Raw genomic sequence first — 15,212 nt, 5'->3', positions numbered from 1 at the left:
GTGGTATCTGGCGGACAGGATTCGGTAGCCGGTGAGCTCGGCCAGGGGTTCCGGTAGCCGAGCTCGCCCCGGGTTTCGGTAGCCGGCGAGCCCGGCTATGGGGTTCGGTAGCCGGCGAGCTCGCGGCGGGCCAGGGAGCGCTTGTGCACCTCGTCCGGTCCGTCGGCGAGGCGCAGCGTGCGGGCGGCGGCCCAGAGGCGGGCGAGCGGGGTGTCCTGGCCGACGCCGGCCGCGCCGTACGTCTGGATGGCCTTGTCCACGACCCACTCGGCGGTGGCCGGCACCGCGATCTTGATGGCCTGGATCTCGGTGTGCGCGCCCTTGTTGCCGACGGTGTCCATCAGCCAGGCCGCCTTGAGGACCAGCAGCCGGGCCTGTTCGATCCGGACCCGGGACTCGGCGATCCACTCCTGCACCACGCCCTGGTCGGCGAGGGGCTTGCCGAACGGGGTCCGCACCAGCGACCGGGTGCACATCAGCTCGAGCGCCCGCTCGGCCATGCCGATGAGCCGCATGCAGTGGTGGATCCGGCCGGGGCCGAGGCGGGCCTGGGAGATCGCGAAGCCGGAGCCCTCCTCGCCGATGAGGTTGGCGGCCGGCACCCGTACCCCGTCGAAGGTCATCTCGGCGTGGCCACCGTGGTCGCCGTCGTCGTAGCCGAAGACCTCCATGCCCCGCCGGATCGTCAGGCCGGGGGTGTCGCGGGGCACGAGGATCATGCTCTGCTGCACGTGGCGCGCGGCCCCCGGGTCGGTCTTGCCCATGACGATGAAGATCTGGCAGTTCGGGTTCATCGCGCCGGAGATGTAGAACTTGCGGCCGGTGATGACGTACTCGTCGCCCTCGCGGGCGATGCGGGTGCCGATGTTGGTGGCGTCCGAGGAGGCGACCTGCGGCTCGGTCATCGCGAACGCCGAGCGGATGGTGCCGTCGAGCAGCGGCCGCAGCCAGCGCTCCTGCTGCTCGGGGCTGCCGAACTGGGCCAGGACCTCCATGTTGCCGGTGTCCGGTGCCGCGCAGTTCAGGGCGGCCGGGGCGATGGAGGGGCTGCGGCCGGTCAGCTCGGCCAGCGGCGCGTACTGGAGGTTGGTCAGGCCGGCGCCGTGCTCGCCGGGCAGGAACAGGTTCCACAGGCCCGCGAGCTTCGCCTTCTCCCGCAACCGCGCGATCACCGGCGGCGGGGACCAGTCTCCCGCGTACGAGGCGTGGAAGTCCTCCTCGGCGGGGTAGACCCACTCGTCCATGAAGGCGAGCAGCCGCTTGCGGTAGTCCTCGGTCTTCTCGTCGAACGCGAAGTCCATCAGCTTGCCTCCAGCGTCCCGTCCAGCGACTCGTGTCCCTGCGCGACGAGGGGTGCCACCATCGCGCCGACAGTGTCGAAGCCCTCACCCACCGTCTTCCCTTGAACGTATCGGTAGTGCACGCCCTCGAGGATCACGGCGAGCTTGAATGCGGCGAACGCCACGTACCAGTGGAGGTCCGAGACGTCGCGCCCGGAGCGTTCGGCATAGTGGTCGGCTATCTCCGTCAGCCCGGGGTGACCCGGCACGGAGAGCGGGCTGCGCGGACCGCCGTCGCCGAGCAGCAGCGGCCGACCGGCGTAGACCAGTAGGAGAGCGAGGTCGCTCAGCGGATCGCCCAGAGTGGACATCTCCCAGTCGAGCACCGCGTTGACCTGCAGCTCGTCGCCGATCAGCACGTTGTCGAGGCGGTAGTCGCCGTGCACGACCGCGCCCGGGCCGCCCGCCGGAACCTCCGCGGCGAGCCGGGCGTGCAGCTCCTCGATGCCCGGCACGTCGCGGCTGCGGGAGGCGTCGAGCTGCTTCTTCCAGCGGCGGACCTGCCGCTCGTTGAAGCCCTCGGGCCGGCCGAAGTCGCCGAGCCCGATGCCCGCCGGGTCGAGGGAGTGCAGGGCGGCCAGGGTGTCCACGAGGGACAGCACCAGCCGCCGCATCGACTCCGGGCCCATCTTCTCCAGGACGCCGGCGTCGCGATGGATGGTGCCGTCGGCGTGCTCCATGAGGTAGAACGGCGCGCCGATGACGTCGGGGTCGGTGCAGAGCCGGACCGGCCGCGGTACGGGGAAGCCGGCACCGCAGAGCGCGTCCAGCACCCGGTGCTCGCGCGACATGTCGTGCGCGGTCGGTAGCACGTGCCCGAGCGGGGGACGGCGCAGCACCCAGCGGTGGGTGCCGTCGGTGACCGCGTAGGTGAGGTTGGACCGGCCGCCCGCGAACATCGTCGCGCTCAGCGGCGGCGAGCCGAGGTAGTCCCGCAGACGCTCCAGGTCGAGTCCGCGCGGCCCGCTCATGGGTGCACCGCCGCGTCGAAGCCGCGCTGGACCTTGTTCATGCCGCCGAGCCAGCGGTCGGTGTCGGTGGCCCGGACCCGGTAGAAATCGGCCACCTCGGCGTGCGGCAGGATCAGGAAGCTGTCGCCGCGCACCGCCTCGGCCACCACCGCCGCCACCTGTTCGGGCTCGAGCGCACTCGCGGCGAGGATCGCCCGGCTCGCGCTCTCGCCGCCGTCGGTCATCATGGCGGTGTTGACACCCTGGGGGCACAGCGCCTGCACGGTGATGCCGCGGTGGGCGTACGTCGCCCGGAGCCATTCCGCGAAGCCGAGAGCGGCGTGCTTGGTGACCGAGTACGGCGCCGAACCGAGCAGCGTGAGCAGCCCGGCCGCGGAGACGGTGAAGAGCAGCCGGCCGCCGTCCGAGTCCAGCCAGCGGGGAAGCAGCGCGCGGGCCACGTACACGTGGGACATGACGTTGATCTGCCACGCCTTCGCCCACTCGGCGTCCGGTGCGTCGGCCGACCCGCCGGTGAGGATGCCGGCGTTGGCGCAGAACAGGTCGCAACCGCCGAGCTCCTCCCACGCGGTGTCCACGAGCCGGCGCACGTCCGCCTCGTCGCCGGCGTCACCCGGGACGGCGATGCCCCCGATCTCGGCGGCGACGACGGCCGCGGCCGCCTCGTCGAGGTCGTTGACGACCACCCGGGCGCCGTCGGCCGCGAACCGCCGCGCCATGGCGGCGCCGATGCCGCCGCCCGCCCCGGTGACGACCACGCGCCGGATCACTGGACCGCCCCGGTCAGCGTGAGGCCGCCGTCGACGACGAGGGTCTGGCCGGTGATCCAGGCGGCGTCGGGCGAGCAGAGGAAGGCCACCGCCCCGGCGATGTCCTCCGGCGTGCCGAGGCGCTTGAGCGGATAGGTGGCGGCCACCTTCTCCTCGCGTCCCTCGTACAGTGCGGTCGCGAACCTCGTCTTGACCACCGCCGGCGCGACCGCGTTGACCCGGACCGCCGGCGCGAGCTCGACGGCCAGCTCCTCGGTGAGGTGGATGAGCGCGGCCTTGGTGACGCCGTAGAACGCGATGCCGGGCGCCGGGCGCACGCCGGATACCGACGAGATGTTCACGATCGAGCCGCCGTCCAGGCCGCCCCGCAGCGCCTCCTGCACCCATCCGAGCGTGCCGAGCACGTTGACGTCGACCATCTTGCGCGCGGCGCCGAGGTCGAGCCCCGCGAGCGGCCCGTACGCGGGGTTGATGCCCACGTTGTTGACCAGGATGGAGACGGGCCCGAAGGCGTCCCGAACGGCGTCGACGACGGCGGCGCGGTGGTCGGCGTCGTCGCCCTTGCCGGGCACTCCGATGGCGACGTCGGCGCCGCCCAGTTCCTTGACCGCGGTTTCCAGGGCCTCCGTGTCGCGGCCGGTGATGCACACCCGCGCGCCCTCGGCGACGAAGCGCTGCGCTATCGCAAACCCGATTCCGCGGCTGGCGCCCGTGACGATCGCGACGGCACCCGAGAGCTTCGACATCCGGTAGAACCCCCAAAGATCTTGCACGCTTAGTGCTGGATACTAGTGAGTAACCATCCCGCCGCCAACCCTGCATCGGCCGGCGGCGAGCCGCAACCGTTTCGCTTTCCTTACCGATGTGCTATCGAGGCGCTGCCGGGATGCCGTTCTGCGGCGGGATGGCCGGGTTGGCCACGTACGCCCGCACCGGGCCGTCGCCGTCATCGGTTTCCTGGACGGTGCCGAAGTAGGCCTGGCGGCCGCCCTGGACCCGGCTCAGCCGCTGCCCGCCGTACCCGGAATGATCGTCGGCGGAGAACCTCAGCGGGGCGAATCCCGGCCCTTGGAAGCCGCCCTTCTCCACCGCCGTGATCAGCCCGTCCCGGGTCAGGTTCCGGCCGGCGGCCTGCAGCGTCTGCACGAACAAGTATCCCACCGACATGCCGTAGACGATGTTGTTGTCGAACTCCGCGTTGTTGTTGTGCTGCGCGTTGACCCGCTTGAAGAGCTGGATCCACGGGTCGGCGTCATCGGTGCTCAACGGCAGGTAGTTGGCCGAGACCATGCCCTCGGTCAGCCCGGCGGCCGGGCCGAGCTGCTTCGCCAGGGTGGTCAGGTCGGCACCGACCTGCGAGACCACGAACTGCGGCTGGAAGCCGATCTTCGCGGCGGTGCCGAGGGTCAGCGCGGTGAAGCCCGGCACGGTCGCGAGCATGACGACCTGGCAGCCGGCCTGCTTCAGTGCGCCCAGCTGCGGGCCGACGTTGGGGTTGCTGGTCACGTACGACTGCTTCGCCGCGACCGGGCCGAGAACCTTCTCGATGCCGGCGAGGCTGTCGCGGCCGAAGTCGTCGTCCTGCCCGAGGAAGCAGACCTTCCGGCCGCCCTGGCTCTGCTTCACGTGGGTGGCGAGGATCTTGCCCTCCACCGTGTAGTCCACATTGAGCCCGAAGGTGCCGGGATACTTGTCCGGCTGGTTCCAGCTGCGACTGCCCGAGGCCACGAAGAGGTCCGGGACCCGGTTGGTCTTCAGGAAGTCCAGGACGCCGGTGTGGGTGGGCGTGCCCAGTCCGTTGAGGATCGCGAAGACCCGGTCCTGCAGCACGAGCTCGCGCACCACCTGCTGGGTGGTCGCCGGGTTGTAGGTGTCGTCCATGATCTTGTAGGTGATGGCGCGGCCGTGCACGCCGCCGTTGGCGTTGACATAGTCGAAGTAGGCCCTGGTCGCCGGTGCGATCTTCGAATAGCCGGCCGCCGCCGGGCCGGTGAGGGGCATGTGCGTGCCGACGAGGATCTCGGTGTCGGTCACGCCGGGGGTGTTTCCGCCGCCCCCACTGCCCCCGCCACCGTCGCAGGCGGTCGTTGCGGCGGCCAGGGCCAGGGCGGCGAGAGCGATGCGGAATCGCCTCATGTCTTTCTCCTTTCAGGCCTTTCGCTTCGCGCGTCTGCCTCGTGTCGCGCGTCGGAGGTGTCGCGGGGGCCGCAGGGACGCGATGCCGCCGGGAGCGGCGAGCATGACGGCGACCAGGCTGACGCCGAACAGCGCGAGCGGCAGGTTGCCTTCGAGCCGCTGCACCCCGACGTCCTCGGTGACGGTGTGCGCCAGGGCCGGCAGCGCGACGAGCAGGACCGCACCCCAGACGGCACCGGCCAGGCTGCCCAGCCCGCCGATGACGATCGCCATGACCAGGAAGAGCGACAACGACAGCGGGAACGCACCCGGCGAGACGCTCTGGGCCAGCACGGCGAAGAGGGCGCCGCCCAGACCGGCGCAGGCCGCGCTCACCACGAAGGCCAGGACCTGGGTACGGGCGACGCTGACCCCGGCGAGCCGGGCGGCGGTCTCGTCGTCCCGGACGGCCCGCATCCGCAGACCGAACGGGCCCCGCACGAGCACCGCCAGCGCGAGCATGGTGACCAGGGCGCCGGTCCAGGCGAGCCACGCCTGCCACCGCTCGACGGCGATGCTGCCGGGCGGCGGGTCGAGCACCACGGAGAGGCCCTGGTCGCTGTTGAACGTCCCGTCGTAGGTGCTGGTGATCGCCGGAACCACGACCGCGACGGCGAGCGTCAGGCCGGCCAGATAGGGGCCACGCAGCCGCGCGGCCGCCAGACCTACCACGGCACCGACCACGGTGGTCACCCCGATCGCCGCGGCGATGGACACCAGCAGGGTCCACGAACCCCGCCCGGCCATCGCCTGCTGGAGCAGGGCGACCGTATAGGCACCGGTCGCCATCAGTGCGCCGTGCCCCAGCGACAGCTGCCCGTTGAGTCCGGTCAGGACCGTCAGTCCGGCGGTGACGCACAGGTACGCCCCGACGGTGGCGAGCTGATAGGTGCGAAAGGGTGGCAGCAGGTAGGTGAGCACGACGATCAGCAGCGCGGCGCCGGCGGTGCCGCCCAGCTGCCACACCAGCCACGGTCGCCGCGGCGGCGCAGCGACCGTGGCTCCGAGCGGGGCGCGCTCGCGCAGGATGCTCATGCCGTCCTCGCCGCCGCTCGGGAGAACAACCCGCCGGGCCGGCCCAGCAGCACCACGACGAGCAGCAGCAGGACGGCGATCGGCGCCACCGTGGCGCCGAGATAGCCGCTCACGTACGACAGCAGCAGCCCCACGATCAGCCCGCCGAGCACCGAGCCGATCGCGCTGTCCAGGCCGCCGACGACCGCCGCGGTGAACGACGAGACGAAGACGATGTCCATCGCGTTCGGATGCAGCCCCAGCTCGGTGGGGATGACCAGCATGCCGGCGAGCGAGCCGACCGCCGCGGCCAGTGCCCAGCCCAGCGTCAGCATGCCGCCGACGTCGACGCCGAGCAGCCGGGAGACGTCCGGGGCGAACGCCGAGGCGCGCATCCGCAGGCCGGTCGCCGTACGCCGGAACAGCAGCGCGAGCAACCCGACCACGGCGGCCACCGCCGCGAAGACGAACAGGTCGAAGCGGGAGAGCAGGGCGACCCCGCCGACCGTGAAGGCGTCGCGTCCGAACGGCGCGCCGGCCGGGCGGAACTCGTTGCCGTAGATCATGCCGAGCACGCCCTGGATGACGAGCACCAGGCCCAGCGCGACCACCACCCCGGTGAGCGGCGACTCATGGTCGACGAAGCGCATCACCACCCGCTCGGTCACCGCGCCCAGGGCGAGGCCGCCGAGGATCGCCACGGCGAAGCCCAGCCAGTAGGAGCCGGTCGCGGCCGAGACGGAGTAGCCCGCGTACGCGGTGGCCACCGCCATCGCGCCCTGGGCGAAGTTGACGATCCGGGTCGACCGCCAGATCAGGACCAGGGCCAGGGCGAACGCGGCGTACACCGCGCCCCGGCTCAGGCCGTCGAACGTGAGGAACACGAACCGGTCCAACGGACCTCCTAGAAGCCGAGATAGGCATGCCGCAACTCGTCGTCGACGGACGTGCCGCGGCTGACGACGCGACCCAGCGCCAGCACGACGGCCTCGTCCGCGATGGCCAGCGCGCCGCGCACGTTCTGCTCCACCAGCAACACGGTCAGCCCGCTTCGGTCGCGCAACGTGCGCAGCAGCCGCAGAATCCGGGCGGTGATCTTCGGTGCCAGCCCCAGCGACGGCTCGTCGAGCAGCAGGAGCCGGGGGCGCCCGACCAGGGCGCGACCCAGCGCGAGCAGTTGCCGCTCGCCGCCGGAAAGCTGGTGCCCCGGAGCCTCCCGGCGGCGGGCCAACGGCTCGAAGAGCTCGTACACCTCGTCGAGGGCACGCTTGGCGTCCGCGCGGTCTTTACGCCACAGGCCGCCCAGCCGCAGGTTCTCGTCCACGGTCAGCTCGGTGACCACCCCGCGGCCCTCCGGCACGTGCGCCACGCCGCGGCGTACCATCTCCTCCACCCGGACCCCGCGCAGGTCGCGGCCGTCCAGAAGGATCCGTCCGTGGACGGCCGGCAACAACCCCGACAGGGTACGCAGCAGCGTCGTCTTCCCCGCCCCGTTCGCCCCCAGGACGGCGGTGATCGAACCGGCCGCGACGCTCAGATCGACGTCGTGCAGAACCGGGGCGGCGCCGTACCCGGCGGTGAGCCGCTCGATCCGCAGCAGCGCGCTCACGCGACAGCACCGAGGTAGGCGTCCGCGACGGCCTCGTCGGTCCGGATCTCGGCCGGGGTGCCGTACGCGATCGGCCTGCCGAAGTCCAGCACCAGGATCTCGTCGCAGACCGTCATGACCAGATCCATGTGATGCTCGACGAGCAGCACCGAGCAGGACAAGCTCTCGATCAGCTCGCGCAGCTCGTCGATCTCCCCGGCGCCGAGCCCGCCCGCCGGCTCGTCCAACAGCAGCAGCCTCGGCTCGCTGACCAGAGCCCGGGCCAGCGCGACCCGCTTGCGCAGCGCGTAGGGCAGATGCCCGGGCAGATCCCCGGCGCACGGCCCGACGCCGCAGCGATCGAGTGCCGCCAGCGCCCGTTCGGGGCTGCCCGGGGCGGCGACAAGCACGTTCTCCAGGACCGTCAGGCCGCTGAAGAGGCCGACGCCTTGCAGCGTGCGGGAGATACCGAGCCCGGCGAGCCGGTGCGGCCGGGGTCGCAGCGGTCGCCCGTCCAGGGCCAGGGAGCCGCTCGTCGGCGTCACGAAACCGCAGACAACGTTGAAAAGGGTCGTCTTCCCGGCGCCGTTGGGGCCGATGACCCCCACGGTACGTCCGGGGGCGACGCGCAGGGAGACGCCGTCGAGGGCGACCAGGCCACCGAAATGGACGCTGATCCGGTCGAGGGTGAGGCCGGCGTTCTCGGAAGGTGAAGCGGTCATCGTCACCTCGGCATCAAGGGCGTGGCGGTCCTGAATGGAGGTAGCTCGGAGATCAACTAAATACACTAGGAGTGTAATTACCTAGTGGTGGGTGTCAATGTCCGAAAACATCGCCGACCATGAATTCCGGCACGGCTGGGCGTCGCCTCATCCGGTCCGGGCGGATGGTGTCAGTCCGGCGGCTGGCAGCGGCAACGGCCGGCGGTCCAGTCCTGGAGCCGGCGATCCAGCTCATCGACGTCCAGGCCGTCGCAGAGCCGCAGGTTGATCACCATGGGGGTGCCGAACAGGTAGGTGTTCGTCAGCATGGTGCGCTCGACGGCCGAGGCGGGTGCCTGCGCATCGGCCCACGCCACCGCCCGCCCGCTCAGCCGGGGGCCGGACAGGTGGCGCAGCGGGTCGTCCGGCGGGGTCGGATACCGGCCGTCCGCGTCGATGCAGAAGACCGGCGCAGGGCCCAGGCCGGGGCGGAAGGCCGTGGCGGTCACGTCGGACCAAGGCATCGACATCGCAAACTCGCCGTTGCGCCACGACGGGGAATATTCCACGCCCCAGGCGCTCAGGCGCATGGCGGTGGGAGGCCCGCGGTGAACTGCCCACCAGGCGATGAGATCGGTGATGCCGTCGACCAGCCACCAGGCGCCTCGGTAGGCCAGCAGCAACCCGGAGGCCACCAGTAGCACGATGGCTGCGATTCGCAGCGCACCCTCCTCGTCGGCGCGCAGCACGGCCACGAAGCTGACGACCGCCACGATCAGCGGTGCCAGGCCGTAGAGGGTCTTGCGTACGCCCGCGGCGGGGGACTTACGCCGGTGGACCAGTACGACAGCGCCTGCATCCAGCAATGGCCACCCTCACCTCCGTGCGCGGTGCATGGTCATTCTGTCGTACCAGTGCCTGCCGTGGGAGTGTGCGCTGCGGGGATCTCACCGGGCCGGTCCCGAGCGGACGGCTAGGCCACGTTGACCGGGCGGAACTGGACGCTGACCCGGGGGCCCACCGGCCGGGCGGTCTTCGGGATCGCGTGCTCCCAGGTGCGTTGGCATGAGCCGCCCATCACGATGAGGTCCCCATGGCCCTGCGGGAAGCGCAGCGTCTCCGTGCCGCCGGCTCGGGGACGCAGCATCAGAGTGCGGGGCGAGCCGAACGACACGATCGCGACCATGGTGTCCTGTCGCGATGCACGGCCCAGCCTGTCGCCGTGCCATGCGACGCTGTCACGGCCGTCGCGGTAGAGGCACATGCCCGCGGTGACGAAGGGCTCGCCCAGCTCCGCCCGGTAGTGCGCCGACAGGCGGTCCCGGGCCTCGGTCAGGGTCGGGTGCGGGAGTTGCTCGTCGCGGCCGTACCAGCACAGGAGGCGGGGGACGTCGACCACGCCGTCATACATCGGGCGGCGTTCGGCGCGCCAGGCGACGTCGGTGAGGAGGGTTTCGAAGATGTCGTCGGAGCCGCTGACCCAGCCGGGCAGCACGTCGACCCAGGCGCCCGCGGTGAGGTGGTGACGGGTCAGGCGGCCGGGCAGGGGCTCGATCGCGGGCCCGGCCTCACCCATGACATCGAGCATCGACGGCTGGTAGGAACTCACCGGCCTATCGTACAGGTGTTCGACATCCGGAATCCTGACGGCCGGGTGGGGCGGTCTCCGCCGGGAGGCGAAGGGCCCGCGGAAAGGCGAAGGACCCGCCCGAGGGCGAGTCCTTTCCGTCAGTCCTTGTCGGGCTCGGGGTGGTTGTAGGTGATCTTTCGGAGCGGGAACTCCTGATCGTCACCGAAGGGTGACGGGCCTCCCGCGTTCTGTGATACCAGCTCGGCGACGTCCATCTTGCCGTCCGGGCCGATCGGCGGGCCCTGCGGCAGACGCGCGCCCGCCCCGGACAGGCCTGCCGCCACGCCGGTGACGCCCTCGGAGGAGCTCGGCGCCATGTTGTCGCCGCTGCGGCTGCGGGTCGGGATGCCGCCGTGGCCGATCGAGGGGTCCTCGAGCTGGTCCCGGCGGAAGATCTTGCGGCCCAGCCGGACCAGGGGGTCGTAGCGGCGGTCCACCACCCGTTCCTTCATCGGGATGATGGCGTTGTCAGTGATCTTGATGTGTTCCGGGCAGACCTCGGTGCAGCACTTGGTGATGTTGCAGTAGCCGAGGCCCTGGCTCGCCTGCGCGTACTCCTTGCGGTCCGTGCGGTCGTCGAGCGGGTGCATGTCCAGCTCGGCCGCCCGGATGAAGAAGCGCGGCCCGCTGAACGCCTTCTTGTTCTCCTCGTGGTCGCGCACGACGTGGCAGGTGTTCTGGCACAGGAAGCATTCGATGCACTTGCGGAACTCCTGCGAGCGGTCGACGTCGACCTGCTTCATCCGGTAGTCGCCCGGCGCGACCCCGGGCGGCGGGGCGAACGCGGGCGTCTCGCGGGCCTTCTCGTAGTTGAAGGACACGTCGGTCACCAGGTCGCGGATCACCGGGAAGGTGCGCAGCGGCGTGATGGTGACGGTCTCGTTCTCCTCGAAGGTGGACATCCGGGTCATGCAGCCCAGGCGCGGCTTGCCGTTGATCTCCATCGAGCAGGAGCCGCACTTGCCCGCCTTGCAGTTCCAGCGGCAGGCCAGGTCGGGTGTCTCGGTCGCCTGGAGCCGGTGGATGATGTCGAGGACGACCTCGCCGTCGTTGACCTCGACCTGGAAGTCCTGGATCTCGCCGCCGGACGCGTCGCCCCGCCAGACCCGGAAATGGCGCTTCATCAGTTGGCCTCCGTCGCGATCGCGTCGTACTCGGCGAGTTCCTGGTCGGTCAGGTACTTGCTGAGCTCGGTGCGCTTGAAGAGCCGCAGCAACTCCTCGCGCATCTTCGGCAGCGGCTTGCGCTCCAGGTGCACGTCGCCGGCGTCGTCGAGCGAGCAGACCAGGTTGACCTTGCGCCATTCCGGGCTCATCTTCGGGAAGTCCTCCCGGGTGTGCCCGCCGCGCGACTCCTCCCGCTCCAGCGCCGCCTTCGCGGTGCACTCCGAGACGACCAGCATGTTGCGCAGGTCCAGAGCCAGATGCCAGCCGGGGTTGTACCGGCGGCCGCCCGTCGCGCTGACGTTCGCGACCCGCAGCTTCAGCTCCTGCAGCCGCTTCAGCGCGTCGGACAGCTCACCCTCGCGCCGGATGATGCCGACCAGGTCGCCCATGACGGCCTGCAGATCCTGCTGCAACGTGTACGGGTTCTCCCCGCCGCTGCGGTTCAGCGGGGCGAGCGCGGTGTCCACCGCCCGCTCCACGTCCGCGGTCGCCACCTTCGGCCGCTTGCCCAGGGCATCCGCGTACGCGGCCGCGTGCTCGCCCGCCCGCTTGCCGAACACCAGCAGGTCGGAGAGCGAGTTGCCGCCGAGCCGGTTGGAGCCGTGCATGCCGCCGGACACCTCGCCCGCCGCGAACAGGCCCTCGACGTGGCCGTGCGCCGCGCCGGAGTCCGGGTCGACCTCGACGCCGCCCATGACGTAGTGGCAGGTGGGGCCGACCTCCATCGGCTCCTTGGTGATGTCGACGTCGGCCAGCTCCTTGAACTGGTGGTGCATCGACGGCAGCCGCCTGACGATGGTCTCGGCCGGCATCCGGGTGGAGACGTCGAGATAGACGCCGCCGGACTTGGTGCCCCGGCCCGCCTTGACCTCGCTGTTGATGGCGCGGGCCACCTCGTCGCGGGGCAGCAGCTCCGGCGGGCGCCGGTTGTTGTCCGGGTCGGTGTACCAGCGGTCGGCCTCCTCCTCGGTGTCCGCGTACTGGTGCCGGAACACGTCGGGGACGTAGTCGAACATGAACCGCTTGCCGTCGGAGTTGCGCAGCACGCCGCCGTCGCCGCGGACCGACTCGGTGACCAGGATGCCCTTGACGCTGGGCGGCCAGACCATGCCGGTCGGGTGGAACTGCAGGAACTCCATGTTGATCAGCGTGGCGCCGGCCCGCAGGGCGAGCGCGTGGCCGTCGCCGGTGTACTCCCAGGAGTTCGAGGTCACCTTGTACGAGCGGCCGACGCCGCCCGTGGCCAGCACGACCGCGGGCGCCTCCAGCAGGATGAACTCGCCGGACTCGCGGTAGTAGCCGAACGCTCCGGCGATGCGGTCGCCGTCGAGGAGAAGCTCGGTGATGGTGGTCTCGGCGAAGACCCGGATCCGGGAGTCGTAGTTGCCGGTCTCCGCGAAGTCCTCCTGCTGCAGGGAGACGATCTTCTGCTGCAGCGTACGGATGAGCTCCAGGCCGGTGCGGTCGCCGACGTGCGCGAGGCGGGGATACTCGTGGCCGCCGAAGTTGCGCTGGGAGATCTTGCCGTCCTTCGTACGGTCGAAGAGCGCGCCGTACGTCTCCAGCTCCCAGATCCGCTCCGGGGCCTCCTTGGCGTGCAGCTCGGCCATCCGGAAGTTGTTGAGGAACTTGCCGCCGCGCATGGTGTCGCCGAAGTGCACCATCCAGTTGTCGCGGCTGTTCACGTTCCCCATGGCCGCCGCGGCGCCGCCCTCGGCCATGACCGTGTGAGCCTTGCCGAACAGCGACTTCGAGATGATGGCGGTCTTCTTGCCGGCGAGCCGGGCCTCGATGGCGGCGCGCAGCCCGGCCCCGCCCGCGCCGATGACGACGACGTCGTAGTGGTGTCGTTCGATTCGCGTAGTCATTGTGTGTGGGGGCCCTCTAGTTGATGAAGCGCAGGTCGGGCCACCAGCCGGCCGCGAGCGCCATGATGTAGAAGTCGGTCAGCGCGAGGGTGCCGAGGGTGATCCAGGCGAGCATCATGTGCCGCGCGTTGAGCTTCGACACGAACGTCCAGAAGCGGTACCGCACCGGGTGCTTGGAGAAGTGCTTCAGCCGCCCGCCCGCGATGTGCCGGCACGAGTGGCACGACAACGTGTAGGCCCACAGCATCACCACGTTGACCACCAGGATCACGTTGCCCAGCCCGAACCCGAACTCGTCGCCGGAGCGGAACGCGACGACCGCGTCCCAGGTGTTGATGATCGAGATGATGAAGGCGGCGTAGAACGCGTACCGGTGCAGGTTCTGGAAGACCAGCGGGAAGCGCGTCTCGCCGGTGTACTTCTCGTGCGCGTCGGGCACGGCGCAGGCCGGTGGCGACAACCAGAACGCCCGGTAGTACGCCTTGCGGTAGTAGTAGCAGGTCAGCCGGAACAGCAGGAGGAACGGCAAGGTGAGCGCCGCCTCCGGGATCAGCCAGAAGCTGGGCAGCGGCGTGCCGAACATGGCCGACCCGTCGCCGCACCGGTCGGTGAGACACGGCGAGTAGAACGGCGTCAGATAGTGGTACTGCTCGACGAAGAACCACTTGTGCATGAACACGCGGACGGTCGCGTAGATGACCCACGCGCTCAGTCCCACGAAGGTGACCAGCGGCGGAAGCCACCACCGGTCCGTACGCAACGTCTTCGCCGCGATGGCGGCGCGCGCACGCCCCGCATCCGGCCTCGTTGCCGTCGTCGTCATTGACGTCTCTCCCTGACAGTGCTGCGTTTGACGTGCTCTGCCGGCGGGCGCGCCTGAACCTGTCTGCCAGACGGGGGTGTGCGTCCGCAATGTGTGGCACACGTTACAACGAAGGTCAGCGGATTGCTGCGTAAGGGAGGGCTTACTGCACGCTACAGCTCCGGAGCGGCAAGTCGGCGGATAAGTCCGGAACACGCCGGGGGAGACAACCGCGCCAGCTCGTCGGCCACGGCAGCGCCGTCGCCGGTCCGGGGAACGACGAAAAATGCGGGCGTACGCGACTTAGGCTGGGCGTCGAGGGCCTCGGCGAAGGCGGTGCGGGCGTCGAGCAGCTGCCGCCACAGGTCCTCGACGCGCTCGCCCTGCAGCTGGGTCACGTAGACCCGCACGGCGGCGTTCTCGTCGCGCACCGCGACGGCCCGGGCCTGCGGGGTCGTGGTCGCACCGGGCGGGACGAGCCGGTTGAGCCGTTGCTCCAACTCGAGGCAGGCGGTGTCCCGCACGTGGCGGTCCACCCGCACCTCGCCGGCATCGTCGCGGAAGTCCGCGACGGCGGAAACGACGGCGAGCCCACCGGCACAGAGCGCGACGACGACGAGCGCCGCGCCCGCGGCGATGCCCCCGACGAACCACCGGCGCCGGCGCCGCCGGCGGGGGTCGTCCTCCGGGCCGGCGGGCGCGAGGCGAGCGGCTCTCGTCCGCCCGGCATTTCCCGCGCCCGGCCCGGCCTCCCGGCCGCCGAGCACATCACCGCCCGCGGCGTCCGGGCCAGCCGCATCGCCGCCCGCCGCACCTGGACCGGCGGCCGCGCCGCCCGCGGCACCTGGACCGGCGGCTACGCTGCCCGCGGCACCTGGACCGTCGGCCGGGCTGCCCGCCGCGTCCGGGCTGACCGCACCGCTGCCCGCCGTAGCCGGGCCGGTAGCACCGGCTGCGGCGGCGCTTCCTCTCGCCGAGCCGGCGCGGTGGCCGGGCGGGACGGTCGTGGTCTCGTCGGCCGGGTCGAAGCCTGCCGCCGCGCCGGTGGCTCGGGGCGCTTCCGGGGCCTGGTCACGCGAGTTGTCACTCACCGCCTCAGTGAAGCATGCCGGTCAATGCGGAGACCCGGACCGCGCATCCGTCAGCGTCCCGGCTGGTGCAGCCCGGGTGGTGCATCGTGTGCGGCC

General features: G+C 71.0%; 15 protein-coding genes. All 15 read right to left on the bottom strand.

Going from position 1 to position 15,212, the window contains the following annotated elements; all coding sequences use genetic code 11:
* Nucleotides 1-95: 95 nt before the first annotated feature.
* The 15 genes from IEY99_RS02495 to IEY99_RS02425 all read right to left on the bottom strand — a co-directional run bounded on the left by IEY99_RS02495 (nucleotide 96) and on the right by IEY99_RS02425 (nucleotide 15,116).
* Complete coding sequence (locus IEY99_RS02495) at nucleotides 96-1,301, bottom strand: acyl-CoA dehydrogenase family protein (RefSeq protein ID WP_189199015.1); 1,206 nt, start codon at nucleotides 1,299-1,301, stop codon at nucleotides 96-98.
* Entirely contained in the window at nucleotides 1,301-2,311 is a 1,011-nt protein-coding gene (locus tag IEY99_RS02490) for a phosphotransferase family protein (RefSeq protein WP_189199014.1), read from the bottom strand. Before IEY99_RS02490 ends, IEY99_RS02495 begins: the two co-directional genes overlap by 1 nt.
* Entirely contained in the window at nucleotides 2,308-3,030 is a 723-nt protein-coding gene (locus IEY99_RS02485; protein WP_229798211.1) for an SDR family oxidoreductase, read from the bottom strand. Before IEY99_RS02485 ends, IEY99_RS02490 begins: the two co-directional genes overlap by 4 nt.
* 47 nt (nucleotides 3,031-3,077) lie before the next feature.
* Nucleotides 3,078-3,827, bottom strand: a complete 750-nt coding sequence (locus IEY99_RS02480; protein ID WP_189199013.1) for an SDR family oxidoreductase — start codon at nucleotides 3,825-3,827, stop codon at nucleotides 3,078-3,080.
* A 121-nt stretch (nucleotides 3,828-3,948) separates the two neighbouring features.
* Nucleotides 3,949-5,217, bottom strand: a complete 1,269-nt coding sequence (locus IEY99_RS02475; protein WP_189199012.1) for an ABC transporter substrate-binding protein — start codon at nucleotides 5,215-5,217, stop codon at nucleotides 3,949-3,951.
* A 12-nt stretch (nucleotides 5,218-5,229) separates the two neighbouring features.
* Nucleotides 5,230-6,291, bottom strand: a complete 1,062-nt coding sequence (locus IEY99_RS02470) for a branched-chain amino acid ABC transporter permease (RefSeq protein ID WP_189199011.1) — start codon at nucleotides 6,289-6,291, stop codon at nucleotides 5,230-5,232.
* Nucleotides 6,288-7,166, bottom strand: coding sequence for a branched-chain amino acid ABC transporter permease (locus IEY99_RS02465; protein WP_189199010.1), 879 nt, complete (start codon nucleotides 7,164-7,166; stop codon nucleotides 6,288-6,290). The genes IEY99_RS02470 and IEY99_RS02465 overlap by 4 nt, the downstream gene beginning before the upstream one ends.
* Before the next feature lie 8 nt (nucleotides 7,167-7,174).
* Nucleotides 7,175-7,879 (bottom strand): ABC transporter ATP-binding protein, encoded by a 705-nt coding sequence (locus IEY99_RS02460; protein ID WP_189199009.1) that lies wholly within the window; start codon nucleotides 7,877-7,879, stop codon nucleotides 7,175-7,177.
* Entirely contained in the window at nucleotides 7,876-8,580 is a 705-nt protein-coding gene (locus tag IEY99_RS02455) for an ABC transporter ATP-binding protein (protein ID WP_189199008.1), read from the bottom strand. The genes IEY99_RS02460 and IEY99_RS02455 overlap by 4 nt, the downstream gene beginning before the upstream one ends.
* Before the next feature lie 170 nt (nucleotides 8,581-8,750).
* On the bottom strand, nucleotides 8,751-9,425 hold the full coding sequence (locus tag IEY99_RS02450) for a hypothetical protein (RefSeq protein ID WP_189199007.1): 675 nt from the start codon (nucleotides 9,423-9,425) through the stop codon (nucleotides 8,751-8,753).
* Nucleotides 9,426-9,532: 107 nt separating this feature from the next.
* A complete protein-coding gene (locus tag IEY99_RS02445; RefSeq protein ID WP_189200541.1) occupies nucleotides 9,533-10,147 on the bottom strand; it encodes an alpha-ketoglutarate-dependent dioxygenase AlkB in 615 nt (204 codons plus the stop codon).
* Nucleotides 10,148-10,287: 140 nt separating this feature from the next.
* Nucleotides 10,288-11,313: a succinate dehydrogenase/fumarate reductase iron-sulfur subunit gene (locus IEY99_RS02440; protein WP_189199006.1), complete on the bottom strand. Its 1,026-nt coding sequence runs from the start codon at nucleotides 11,311-11,313 to the stop codon at nucleotides 10,288-10,290.
* Nucleotides 11,313-13,223: a fumarate reductase/succinate dehydrogenase flavoprotein subunit gene (locus IEY99_RS02435; RefSeq protein WP_189199005.1), complete on the bottom strand. Its 1,911-nt coding sequence runs from the start codon at nucleotides 13,221-13,223 to the stop codon at nucleotides 11,313-11,315. Before IEY99_RS02435 ends, IEY99_RS02440 begins: the two co-directional genes overlap by 1 nt.
* Nucleotides 13,224-13,239: 16 nt before the next feature.
* The gene (gene sdhC, locus IEY99_RS02430; RefSeq protein WP_189199004.1) at nucleotides 13,240-14,046 is read right to left on the bottom strand and encodes a succinate dehydrogenase subunit SdhC; all 807 of its coding nucleotides are present in this window, start codon (nucleotides 14,044-14,046) and stop codon (nucleotides 13,240-13,242) included.
* Between the two features lie 152 nt (nucleotides 14,047-14,198).
* Nucleotides 14,199-15,116: a hypothetical protein gene (locus IEY99_RS02425; RefSeq protein WP_189199003.1), complete on the bottom strand. Its 918-nt coding sequence runs from the start codon at nucleotides 15,114-15,116 to the stop codon at nucleotides 14,199-14,201.
* Nucleotides 15,117-15,212 lie beyond the last annotated feature (96 nt).

Source organism: Couchioplanes azureus (assembly GCF_014648355.1).
Classification (GTDB): Bacteria; Actinomycetota; Actinomycetes; order Mycobacteriales; family Micromonosporaceae; genus Actinoplanes; species Actinoplanes azureus.
Note: the sequence above shows the minus strand (reverse complement) of the source record. Positions and strands in the feature narration are given on the sequence as shown.